Annotated in this window: 12 protein-coding genes; 2 read left to right on the top strand and 10 right to left on the bottom strand. The window is 48.2% G+C overall.

The window, feature by feature from the left end; translation table 11 throughout:
• Positions 1–20: 20 nt before the first annotated feature.
• The 3 genes from LEPBO_RS0108175 to LEPBO_RS0108155 form a co-directional block, all read right to left on the bottom strand.
• Positions 21–353 (bottom strand): DUF6825 family protein, encoded by a 333-nt coding sequence (locus tag LEPBO_RS0108175; protein ID WP_017287066.1) that lies wholly within the window; start codon positions 351–353, stop codon positions 21–23.
• Between the two features lie 70 nt (positions 354–423).
• Positions 424–2,040 carry a serine/threonine-protein kinase gene (locus LEPBO_RS39860; protein ID WP_017287065.1) on the bottom strand — a complete coding sequence of 539 codons (1,617 nt, stop codon included), beginning with the start codon at positions 2,038–2,040 and terminating at the stop codon, positions 424–426.
• A 424-nt stretch (positions 2,041–2,464) separates the two neighbouring features.
• Positions 2,465–3,283 carry an acyl-CoA desaturase gene (locus LEPBO_RS0108155; protein ID WP_017287062.1) on the bottom strand — a complete coding sequence of 273 codons (819 nt, stop codon included), beginning with the start codon at positions 3,281–3,283 and terminating at the stop codon, positions 2,465–2,467.
• 143 nt (positions 3,284–3,426) lie between these two features.
• Here LEPBO_RS0108155 and LEPBO_RS0108150 point away from each other — a divergent pair, with 143 nt between their 5' ends.
• Complete coding sequence (locus LEPBO_RS0108150; RefSeq protein ID WP_017287061.1) at positions 3,427–4,674, top strand: methionine gamma-lyase family protein; 1,248 nt, start codon at positions 3,427–3,429, stop codon at positions 4,672–4,674.
• A gap of 49 nt (positions 4,675–4,723) precedes the next feature.
• On the opposite strand, the gene LEPBO_RS0108145 is transcribed toward LEPBO_RS0108150, so the two are convergent.
• The 5 genes from LEPBO_RS0108145 to LEPBO_RS0108125 form a co-directional block, all read right to left on the bottom strand.
• Positions 4,724–5,638: a DMT family transporter gene (locus LEPBO_RS0108145; RefSeq protein ID WP_017287060.1), complete on the bottom strand. Its 915-nt coding sequence runs from the start codon at positions 5,636–5,638 to the stop codon at positions 4,724–4,726.
• Between the two features lie 207 nt (positions 5,639–5,845).
• Entirely contained in the window at positions 5,846–6,727 is an 882-nt protein-coding gene (locus tag LEPBO_RS0108140; RefSeq protein WP_017287058.1) for an alpha/beta fold hydrolase, read from the bottom strand.
• 156 nt (positions 6,728–6,883) lie between these two features.
• Positions 6,884–7,234 (bottom strand): DUF1815 family protein, encoded by a 351-nt coding sequence (locus LEPBO_RS0108135; protein ID WP_026148496.1) that lies wholly within the window; start codon positions 7,232–7,234, stop codon positions 6,884–6,886.
• 407 nt (positions 7,235–7,641) lie between these two features.
• A complete protein-coding gene (locus LEPBO_RS0108130; RefSeq protein WP_017287056.1) occupies positions 7,642–8,118 on the bottom strand; it encodes a Dps family protein in 477 nt (158 codons plus the stop codon).
• 51 nt (positions 8,119–8,169) lie between these two features.
• On the bottom strand, positions 8,170–8,430 hold the full coding sequence (locus LEPBO_RS0108125; protein ID WP_017287055.1) for a sulfiredoxin: 261 nt from the start codon (positions 8,428–8,430) through the stop codon (positions 8,170–8,172).
• 240 nt (positions 8,431–8,670) lie between these two features.
• Between LEPBO_RS0108125 and LEPBO_RS0108120 the strand changes: the two genes are divergently transcribed.
• Positions 8,671–10,290 carry a SpoIID/LytB domain-containing protein gene (locus LEPBO_RS0108120; RefSeq protein WP_017287054.1) on the top strand — a complete coding sequence of 540 codons (1,620 nt, stop codon included), beginning with the start codon at positions 8,671–8,673 and terminating at the stop codon, positions 10,288–10,290.
• Between the two features lie 126 nt (positions 10,291–10,416).
• Here the strand turns inward: LEPBO_RS0108120 and LEPBO_RS0108115 are convergent, their stop codons facing one another.
• Positions 10,417–10,716: a ferredoxin gene (locus LEPBO_RS0108115; protein ID WP_017287053.1), complete on the bottom strand. Its 300-nt coding sequence runs from the start codon at positions 10,714–10,716 to the stop codon at positions 10,417–10,419.
• Between the two features lie 242 nt (positions 10,717–10,958).
• Positions 10,959–11,924: a prolyl aminopeptidase gene (pip, locus tag LEPBO_RS0108110; RefSeq protein ID WP_017287052.1), complete on the bottom strand. Its 966-nt coding sequence runs from the start codon at positions 11,922–11,924 to the stop codon at positions 10,959–10,961.
• Positions 11,925–11,939: the final 15 nt, after the last annotated feature.

Here is an 11,939-nt window from a genome sequence, read left to right as displayed (position 1 = left end):
AAAACGAAATCTTTAAAGAATTATTGACTAGAACGAGTCCGATACCGCTGAAGTTCAGACCGCAATTCGGCGATTTCTGCTCGCAGATCATCGATCGTTGCTTGCAGATCTCCACCTGTTTGTAAATCCGTGGGAACGATGGTGGTGGTTGTGCTGGCTTGAGTCGCGATCGCTTCTTCGCGCTGTGCCCGTTCCACTACTTCATCGACAAATTGCCGCAGGTTTTCCCGCTGCTCGGCATCAAATTTACCGAGTTCGCTCAAGGCTTCGGTCACGCCTGTTTCGAGACGTTCGTAGACAACTTCCGCGATCGCTCGACCGACAAAGAAAGCATGAACTAATGGAGTACTCATAAACCCTTTACTTTACTAGCGCGCTGCCTGAATTATAGCGTGCGACGTTGAGAGAGCAAGGCGCAACCGATTATTCTCCACGATCTGATCGTGGAAGTGGGGGAGCCGGTTCGATATCACGAGTGCTAGGTTTGACCGGGGCAGGTTCGATAGGTGCAGGAGGCGTAACTGGCGGGGTAACAGGTTCGACAGGCAGGGAATCGCTCGGTTCTGGAGCGGTTTCTACGGGTTCTGGAGCAGGTTTGACAGGCGCAGGTTGAATCGGCGCTGGGGAGATCGGGTTGCTCTGCGATCGCGGATAGCGAGGCTGGATGGGTGAAGGATATTCTGGCTCTTTTCGCAGGTTGGGGGATGGGCTAGCGGAACGTTGATCAACTTCAGGATCGATATAGTTTTGAGAAGGGCTAGAAGATTTGGCGCTTCCTGCTGTCTCGGTGAAGATATCAGCGCGGTCGTTGGGGGTTAATGTGCCTTTCCAGTCTTTTTCTGCAAAGGGTTGAACTGGATTCAGAATGCTGCTTCCCGGAGCTTTAGCGGCACTGAGCCGGAGGGTGACTCCAAACCCTAAGCCGATTGCGCCTGCCGTGACGATCGCGAACATTAAGAATTTTGGCAAGCGATTTGGAGCCACAATTGCTGCCTTTACCGGAACGGCAAGCTTTGCTGCACCTGCTCTAGAATTCACCGCTGAAGAATTCACGGTTGGAGAGTTCACGGTTGAAGAGTTCACTATTGCAGGATGAGTGGGAGGTTCAGGGAGTGAAACTTTGACCGGAGCAGGAGGAACGGTTACATTTGCGGCAGGAATGGGTGGGAGATCATGACCGCTGGACAGGCTGCCATTTTTGCCATTGGATGATTTGGAGGGGACGGATAGAGGTTGTGCTTGCAACGTGTTTACTGACATTAAAGGCAGCGTTGTATTGGGGAGGAGCCGCAGCCATTCGTCAACGGTCTGGACTTGCCATTGGGGATCATGCGTTAGTCCCCGGAAGATGGCTTGTTTAGTCGCAGGACTCCACGAGTACTGTTCGAGGGAAAGCGTACCGTTTGTAAACTGTCCTGAGAGGAGATAGTAGAGAGTTGACGCGAGTGAGTACAGATCGATCGCGAATGGATTGTCTCGGCTCCAGTTGCGTTCAGGTGGGGCGAATGGATTGTCTGGCAGTAGGTCTGGAATGGCAACATCGTGAGCCAGTCCGAATCCGACTAAAATACCGAGATTTGTGCCTTGCCGACGCACGATCGCTTCGGGGCGAATATTGCGGTGAACTAATCCGACACGATGCGCAACGCTCAACGCTGAAGCGATTTGCCGCATGTAATGAATGGCTTCAGCTTCCGTTAGGGGTGGCGCGCTGGTCGTGGAAACGCGATCGTGTAAGGTCTGACCCGGAATATAATCCATGACCAGAAACGGCAGGTGATCTTCTTCGAAGAAGTCAAGAATGCGGACTAAGCTCGGATGCTGACAGCGAGCGAGAAGACGAGTTTCTTCGATGAAGCGTGCTTTGAGGTGCGGGAAGCTTTGAGTGACTTGCAGGCTGGGATCGAGGGTTTTGATAACAACGGGTTGTTGCAGCAGAGTTTGAGTCGCGATATAGGTTGCGCCTAAACTTTCACGCCCTAAAAATTGATTTAGCTGATATTTCCCATTCTGAAGGGTTGCACCCATCTGCAATTTCATCCTGACGGCTCCTGCACGCAATCCAAATCATGCTAACCCCTTCGAGGACAATTCCCAACATTCCGGACAGGTCTTTGCGATAGAAAAAATTAAGGCAGCTTTTTTTGTCGTCAGATGGATTCCAATAGAAAGAGAAATCACAATCTGCGATTTCTCCTTCACAAGCGATGATTCAATAACCGCCACTCCCTCCAAAAAATTCATCGCTCTGTTCCAAAGTCAAAGTGAGCACGATCGCTGATCCGAATCGAAAATTCGTGAATGGAATGATTTATCCCGAAGGGCAAAGCGACATCAAAAAATCCCGAACGATCGCACTTAACGATGCATCCGGGATTTTCTAATCAATATCGAGTGAGTTTGCACTCCTCGCCAGCGATTGATGGAGTTCCCTTGAGCCAGGAACGGCAGCTAGAAGACTTTTTTAAGCCTTGTCTTCTGCTAACTTCACCTTAGTTGCAAGACCGAGCACTTCCAGCAAGCGAATTGTCATCCAGGTGATATCAATCTCCCACCATTTCAGACCATGCCGTGCCGAATACTGAAACGCATGATGATTGTTGTGCCAGCCTTCGCCGTACACCAAAAGTGCAACCCACCAGCAATTGGTTGACTGATCGCCCGAATCATACGTCCGATAACCAAACTTGTGCGTTGCGCTATTTACGAGCCAAGTGCAGTGATAAACCAGCACCAAGCGCACAAAAATGCCCCAAGTTACAAAAGACCAACCTCCGATCGCGTAAAGCAACACGCCCAACGCAACCTGCAACAGCGCAAAATAATTCTCTAAAAACTGATAGAACTTATCATCTGCAATGTCTTTCGTGAATTTAGGAACTTCATTTTCGGCTGGAACGTCGCGCAACATCCATTCCATATGACTCCACCAGAAGCCTTTGGTCGAATCATGATGATCGTTGGGTTGATCAGAATAAAGATGATGATGACGATGTAACCCAATCCACCAGATCGGTCCCCCTTGCATCGCAAGGGAGCCAAAGAATACCAGCGTATACTCCAACCATTTAGGAACCTGGAAACTGCGGTGGCTCATCAAGCGATGCCATCCCAGCGTAATTCCGAGTCCTCCGGTCAGCCAATGCAAGAAAACGGCTAATCCAACTGCACTCCAGCTAAAGTTTCCTGGCAAAAACGCACACAAAGCGCCGATATGAATCGCCACCATGAAACCTGTGGTGAGATAGTCTATTTTCAGTTTTTCGGAAGTTGCAATAGTCATGAAAGAGTCTCTAAACGGAACTATGATGCTCAATTTGCGCGACAATGTAAGACCCGGTTTGCCAAAACCCGGATCAGTTCGGGAAAGCGCAATCTCTAACTGTAACTTTTAATCAATTGTAACTTTTAATCAATGAGGCGGACATGAACGGCTCGATCCTGCTAAAAGAAGCGGAACAAGCACTAACTAGAATTTTTTCTGGTATTGACTCTCAGGTCAAGAAAAATTTACAAAGAGTGCTGACCGCCTATCGTGATCATCGGGTGGGCGTTCACCATTTTGCAAGTGTTTCAGGATACGGTCATGATGATTTGGGTCGAGAAGTCCTCGATCGCGTTTTTGCCCAAATCGTCCAAGCCGAAGCGGCGATCGTTCGAGTCCAATTTGTTTCAGGCACACATGCGATCGCTGCCGCGCTCTACGGGGTGCTTCGTCCCGGGGATGAAATGCTCTGTGTTGCAGGCGCGCCTTATGACACCTTAGAGGAAGTCATCGGGTTAAGAGGCGAAAATCAAGGGTCACTCAAAGATTTAGGCGTTTCCTATCGACAGTTGGAACTGACTCCGGATGGGTTAATCGATTGGCACGCGCTGCAACAGGCAATTCGACCCGAGACGAAATTAGTGTCGATTCAGCGATCGTGTGGGTATTCCTGGCGACCCAGTTTGTCGATCGTCGAAATTGAGAAAATTATTGCGATCGTCAAAGAACAAAATCCCAATACGGTCTGCTTCGTCGATAACTGTTATGGCGAATTTGTCGCTGATCAAGAGCCGACCGCTGTTGGAGCCGACTTGATGGCAGGATCGTTGATCAAAAATATGGGCGGCACGATTGTCACAACCGGTGGGTATGTGGCAGGACGAGCCGATTTAGTCGAGATGGCGGCTTGTCGGTTAACGGCTCCAGGAATTGGTAGCTCAGGGGGAGCAACCCTAGAGCAAAATCGCCTGTTCTTCCAAGGATTATTTCTCGCGCCTCAAATGGTTGGGGAAGCGATGAAGGGAAATCACCTTACGGCATATGTGTTTGACAAATTAGGTTATCCCGTCAATCCGGCTCCGATGGCTCCTCGACGCGATGTAATTCAAGCGATCAAATTGGGTTCGCCTGAAAAGATCATTGCTTTCTGTCGTGCGATTCAAAAAAATTCTCCGATCGGGTCGTATCTCGATCCGGTTCCCTCTGGAATGCCTGGGTATGAGAGCGAACTTGTGATGGCTGGCGGAACGTTTATCGATGGCAGCACTTCGGAATTTTCTGCCGACGGTCCATTACGCGAACCTTATGTCGTGTTCTGCCAGGGTGGGACGCATTGGACGCATGTGGCGATCGCGCTAGAAGATGCGATCGCTGCCATACAAAAAACCCCCGACCGAAGTCAGGGGTAATTAATCAGGGTGCATCTACCAATTCCCTATACCGAAGGTTCCATGTAAATCAGGACACTTTTTCAGAATTCCCCAAAATTGCCACAGCTACACCGACTAATAAGACGATCGCGCCGAAAATCACCTGTATTCCAGGGAGTTCTCGGAAAAATGCGATCGCTAAAATTGTCGATCCCACCGGCTCTAGCAAAATTATCAACGTGACAATCGTGGGTGGCAAATGCCGCATTGCCCAGTTAAAGCTGGTATGTCCAATCAGTTGCGGAAAGATCGCCAGAAGGAGAATGCAGAGATACGTGGCACTGGGATAGCCGAGATAAGATGCCCCAAATAAAAACGGCAAAGGAAACAGCGCGATCGCAGCAACACTGTAAGCGATCGCAATATAGCTTTTCACGCTCAATCCTCGTCGTTGCGCTTCTGTTCCTAGCAATAAATAGAAACTTGCTGCCCAAGCTCCAACGATCGCCAGTCCATTTCCTAACAGTGGATTGGTTCCTCCTTGGCTTGTACTGTTGAACCCGATTAGCATTCCGCCGATCATGGCGATTGCAATGCCCCAGAATGTCGCTCGGCTCGGTTTATCTTTGAACCAAATCCAACTGACGATCGCGACCCAAATGGGATTGGTCGTGACTAATGTTGTTGAAGCGGTGATCGACGTAAACGACAAAGACGAAATCCAAGCTGCAAAATGCACCGCTAAGGCAATCCCTGCTCCAATTGCGAATTTCACAGCAGTTGGTGAACTCGGTTGAAACGATCGCCAGGTGGGAATCAGGGTGAAAGCCGCGATCGATAATCGAGATGCTGCTAAAACCAGGCTAAATCCAACCGTGGAAGTTCCAGCAGTGTTTGTTGCCAGTCGAATCAGAATTGCAGCGGTTGAGACGGAGAGAATCCCGATCGCTAAAACAATCGTCAGTTGAGTGTGCAGTCGTTTCGCTTCCTGACGGGTTCGCATTCTAAATCAGTTCCATGCCGGGCAGCCAACAGATTAAAAGGCAGCGTTGCTCAAGCCACGAAAAGGCTAGATTTTAATGAAAGACCTTTCCGAAATCTTTCCAAGCCGAATCGATCGCACGAGACTCGCTGCTTCCAAAATTATGAGGATTGGCGATCGCTGACGTGATCATATTTTAGGCACACTGGGCTTTCGTTAAATTAGCAGCTATGCCAAAGCGGGACTGCGTAGAAATTGCAGCAATTCCCGATTCACAGTCTGAGGAGCTTCCTGTTGAATCCAGTGCCCACAGTGTGGAATCAGCTTGAACTGAAATGGAGCCGAAATCCACTGCTCAATTCCATCCATCAATTTTGGACTGAGAATTGAATCCTCGTCACCCCACAGTACAAGAGTCGGTACAGAAATCGGATCCGGCGATCGCATCCAATCGATCCAATTCCCCGACAAAAATAATTGCCGATAAGAATTCACAGCCGCCGCCAGTGCTCCTGGTTTTTGCAACGCCGCTTGATATTGCTGAATCTGCTCTTGAGTAAACGCGCCTTTCCGCACCGCTTGCTCCTGGAACATATTGCGCACAAATTCTCTCAGATTTAACTGAATGAGCCATTCCGGCAGATTGGGAACCTGAAACGCCAACACATACCAACTCCGCCGCAACTGATCCAAATTGCTGAGCAAATCTTTGGCAAATCGCTGCGGATGGGGAGCGCTTAATAATGCCAATCGATCGATAAAATTCGGGAACTGCTGAGCCAATCGCCACGCGATCGCGCCACCCCAATCATGCCCAACAATGTGAGCACGCGAGTAGCCCAATCGCTCAATTAAACTCCGAACATCGGTACTCAATGTATCAAGATCGTATCCACTCTTTGGCTTTTCTGAATCGTTGTAGCCTCTAAGATCTGGAACAACCACCTTGAAATGCTTTGCTAAAGCTGGAATTTGGTAGCGCCACGAATACCAAAACTCAGGAAATCCATGCAGCAGAAGGACTAACTCTCCTTCTCCCTGCGTCACGTAGTGCAAGCGAATCGCATTCGCTTCAATGAATTGATGCTGCCAAGCTGAATCAGAAACCATAGTACCCTTACACAACAGCCACAAAGCGCTGTAAAACGATGCACGATGAGGAGCACCAGGTTTTGTGCAAGGATGCGCCTCACTTTCTGTTGAATTATCTCACTGAAAGCGCACCAACAGAAATGAGGGGATCACGACTAGGCAACCGATCCCAGTCTAAATTACGCTTTCTACCGCTGCGGTAGGACGATACTCAGAGGGCTTGATCTGATATTTCACCAGATTCGCTAATTCTTGAAGCTGGCTGATTGCCTCGGCTCCTTCAAGTTTCATCAATTCGCGATCGTCTCTCATTTCCGTCCAGGTAATGCCGTAATCGGACACCAAAAATCGAATCAGATGGTTGTTGCCGAGGCTCACCATAAACGATGCGCTATTCATTTGACCGCCACAGGTATAACAGGATGCCAGATATCCCCGGTTCTCCAATACAGTCGCCAAAGCCTGGAGATTCATAACCAAGTCTTTGACGAATTGACGGTGCTGTTCTGCAAGTCTTAAGAACACAATTGTCCTCCAATCACCACATATGATTCTAAACCTTTTCTTAATCTTTCACCGCTAATTTTGCTGCTAATATCTCCACCTCACGGAGATCAGCATTCCAGACAATGTTAAATCCGATACTTATACTCAGTCTTTGCCATGTTAACTGACTGAATTGAACCCCAAAGTAGCGAACGCAACAAGTCTAAGAAACGATGCAATTCTTAATCTTTTTTACCAATTGCCTTGGGAGCAAGGTTAAAAGGTGTTGTGTCGCAAAATGTGGAGAAACCGAGCCTTCAGTGCTCATTAACTATGTGCACATTCTAATGACTGAATCAGGAAATGCATGACTCTCAATCGGTAGATTTTGTTTCTACCAAACTCAAGCCTTCAGAATCTCAGTCCTGAAGGCTTGGCAAACCTGATTAAGCTTCTAACAAACTCCGCAGCATCCAAGCGGTTTTTTCATGTACCTGCATTCTTTGTGTTAACAAATCCGCAGTCGGTTCATCATTCGCTTCATCGACTAAAGGAAAGAGCGATCGAGCGGTTCTCACGACGGCTTCTTGACCTTCGACCAACAATTTGATCATGTCATGAGCTTTGGGAACGCCAGGAGTTTCAGCGATCGAGCTTAGCTTAGCATATTCGCTGTAGGTTCCGGGAGCAGGATATCCCAGTGCCCGAATTCGCTCAGCAATCAAATCGACTGCTAACGCCAGTTCGGTATATTGCGTCTCAAACATCAAATGCAAGGTTTGGAACATTGGACCCGTGACGTTCCAATGAAAGTTATGAGTTTTCAAATACAACGTATAGGTATCCGCCAACAATCGCGATAGACCTTCTGCAATCTCTTGACGCTTGGTGTCTTCAATTCCAATCGACACTTGACTTACCATAGTTTTCTCCTGATCTGTCTAACTTAAATTATCTCGCAGCAAACTTGATCTCTAGGCTAAATGTTGCTTAAGAACCGCTCTTGGCGCACGTCGGATGCGACACAAAATTGTTTCATGTCCGAGGCGGCTACAAGCTTCGTAGCGATGACAGCCTGAAAATCCGTAAAATTGTCCGTCTACTTCTAAAACATCGATCGGTTCTTGAAGTCCAATTTCAGCGATCGAGGTCATCAGATCTCTGACTTTCTCTTGGTCATTTTGTCGAAATAAAGGACGGCGAATCTGATGGATGGGGATTTCTTCAATTCTCATAAATGTCTGTCCTCACCTGACCTCTATATCATACTCATAATGACTACGACTTGCAATCTATTGTGTGAAGTTGCTCAAATCTGGACAAGTGTTTCAGCTCATGTAGCTTTTGCATGGATCTCCGGAGCAGAAGAACACGATGACGAAAATTGATGACACACAACTGATCTTGGGAAATCCCACTACAATCGATTACAGATTTTCACCTATGCCACCTCGCGAATCGGAGGCTTGACCCCCTTGGCTCTGACATTCATTTCTCTTAAACCCCTGACCCGGATCGCTCTTGGTTTAACTTGTTTGATTGGGTTTGCTACCCCGGCTGCTGCACAACAGGACGTTGGAATCCAGGTTGGAATTGTGCAACGATTCGGCGATCGCGCCAAAGATACTCTGACGCTCAAAGCGAATCCGGGAGATCGCTTAACGGTTCGATTTGATACGAATGGCAAGCCTGAAACGTTAACGGCTCAGGAGTTGAAGCTGGAGATTGCAACACAGTCTCTGTCTGAACCTGTGACCGATGAGCGCGTTGTGTTTAGTACCCATCGCAGCTTTGAATCTGCTGAAGATCAGGCTCAGGAATGGCGAAAACAAGGGATTGAAGTTGAAATTGCTCAACCGGAACGTTGGCAAGTTTGGGCAAAACGAGAGGTCTATAATACGCCGTTACTCCGACGGTTGCTGCTGCAAAGCTTGCAAGCCAAAGGCATTCAAACCGCACGGATTGAAAGTCGGACGATGAAAGAAGTGCCTCGCCCAACTTGGGTGATCAATGGGTTTCGATATACCCGAGATGTCCTGGATATCTCATCGGGATCAAATGTGATTCAAGTCGATCGAGAAAAAGATGACAATCCTAACCGTCCCTACGGTGGCGCGCTCAGAATTCAACCCAATGCCTATGGCAATTACACCTTAGTGAATTTTGTTGGGATTGAGACTTATCTAAGAGGGGTTGTCCCGCATGAAATTGGAACATGGGCACCGCAACCTGTTCTAGAAGCGCAAGCGGTCTTAGCGCGAACCTATGCTCTGAGAAATATACGGCGATTTGCGATCGACAATTATCAACTCTGTGCCACCACTCAATGTCAGGTTTACCGGGGCTTAGATGGGGCAGCAGCTTCAACCGATAAAGCGATCTCCGCAACGCGCGGGTTGGTGTTGACTTACCAAAATGAACTGGTGGATGCTGTGTACTCGTCAACGAGTGGCGGGGTCACTTCTGGCTTTAACGATATCTGGCACGGCTGGGATCGTCCCTATCTTAGAACAGTCGTAGATTCGGTCAAACCGATGTGGGATATACAAAATCGCACCCTTGCCGATGAGCGCAATTTCCGCGAGTTTCTCAAGCAGAAGAAGGGATTTAACGAAGATGGAACGGATATGTTCCGCTGGCGCTATGAAGTGCCAATGGCGCAATTGAATCAAGAGCTTCGCGAGTACCTTACTGCAATTCGTCACCCCTTGATAAACTTCAAGACGATTCAAAACATCAAAGTTTTAGCGCGATCGAATGGAGGACGCATTCTCAAATCCGCTATCATCACTGATGCAGGCACGATCGAGCTTGAAAAAGATGATATTCAAACGGTATTTGAAGCGCCTGCGAGTACTCTATTTCATGTCGATGCTTGGATGGATAAAAACAGAGTCAAGGGCTTTATCTTTACCGGGGGTGGATTTGGACATGGAGTTGGGATGAGTCAAGTTGGGTCGTACAACTTGGGTCGATTGGGATGGTCGAGCGATCGCATTCTCAGCTTCTATTTCCCTGGAACCCAGTTACAGCCAATCAATAATTCGATCACGATCTGGCGTGATCATTCCACTGAGCAAACCTCTGCTCGTTAGATGCTGAGATCGTGCCAAAACAAAACAGAACTCTCATATCGAGAGTTCTGCTTAAAACACTAGAAATCACTAAGACGGGGAGAACGAACGTGAGAAGCGGAACGTGGCTCCCTGTTTTGCTGAGAACTAGTAGAGATCTTCTTCTTGGTGAGTCAAGATCGTGCAGTCCGATGTGGGGTAAGCCACACAGGTCAACACATAACCTGCTTGAATTTGATCATCATCCAAGAACGACTGATCAGATTGGTCAACAGTTCCAGCAGTGATCTTACCTGCACAGGTTGAGCAAGCACCTGCACGGCAGGAGTAAGGCAAGTCAATGCCTTGCTCTTCAGCCGCATCTAAGATGTACTCATCATCAGGTACTTCGATCGTGGTGTTCAGCCCTTCAGTTTCGTTGATTAATGTGACCTTAAAACTAGGCATTCGGTGATCCTCTCTATTGTAGAAGCGGCAAATTTGCCAAAAATTCCGAGACTTAAGTTTTCCCAATCAATAGTTGAGTAACCAAGTTCGTTCCAATTCTGATACTACGGGAAAACTTGCGAGTTAAACCCGCTATTTGGCGCGATCGCTGAACGTGATTCCTAATAAATCACCATGATTGAATCTACTTATACTTATAGGACGATCAATCGGGCGCAATCGAGAGTTACAATCCTCTACCCCTATATTTTTCCATTGGTTTTCTGCGCTACAAATCTATCCGTAGCATCGATTAATGCACTCAGAATTCCAGCTTCCATCATGGAGTGTCCTGCATCGGGCACAACAATCAATTCCGACTCTGGCAAAGCTTTATGAAGTGCCCATGCCGAAGTCATGGGGCAGACGACATCATACCGCCCTTGCACAATCACTGTGGGAATGTGAGCAATGCGATCGCAGTTCTGCAAAAGCTGATCGTCGGTTTCAAAAAATCCCCGATTGATAAAGTAGTGACACTCAATCCGGGCGAATGCGTCGGCAAATTCATCGTCGGCAAATTTACTCTGCAAACTTGGATCAACAATTAATCGGCTGGTTGTGCCTTCCCAGACTGACCAAGCTTTCGCCGCAGTTGAGCGAATCTCTGCATCTTTGCTGGTCAACCGACGATAATAAGCCGAAATCATATCGTCTCGTTCTTCGGGCGGGATCGGCTCTAAATAGTGCTCCCAGGCATCAGGAAAAATCCAGCTTGCGCCGTCTTGATAGAACCAAAGAATCTCTTTACGGCGCAGCAGAAAGATCCCACGCAGAATCAATCCTAAGCAGCGATCAGGATGCGTCTGACTGTAAGCGAGTGAGAGAGTACTGCCCCAACTCCCGCCAAACACAAACCAGCGATCGATATTCAGATGCGATCGCAGTTTCTCGATATCGCTGACCAAATCCCAGGTTGTATTTTCTCTGAGTTCAGCATGAGGCGTACTTTTTCCGGCTCCTCGCTGATCAAACAGGATAATTCTCCACTTCGACGGATCAAAGTACTGGCGGTAGGTTGGAATTGTGCCGCCCCCAGGGCCGCCATGCAAAAAAACAACTGGCTTTCCATTGGGGTTGCCGCTCTGCTCGTAGTAGATCGTATGCAGAGCGGAAACAGGGAGCATTCCGGATTGATACGGTGCGATCGCGGGATAGAGTTGGCGCATGAGGGTTTCCTTAGT

The sequence above is a fragment of the Leptolyngbya boryana PCC 6306 genome (assembly GCF_000353285.1).
Taxonomy (GTDB): Bacteria; Cyanobacteriota; Cyanobacteriia; order Leptolyngbyales; family Leptolyngbyaceae; genus Leptolyngbya; species Leptolyngbya boryana.
The sequence above is the reverse complement of the archived record's forward strand: the minus strand, read 5'-3'. Positions and strand labels throughout refer to the sequence as shown.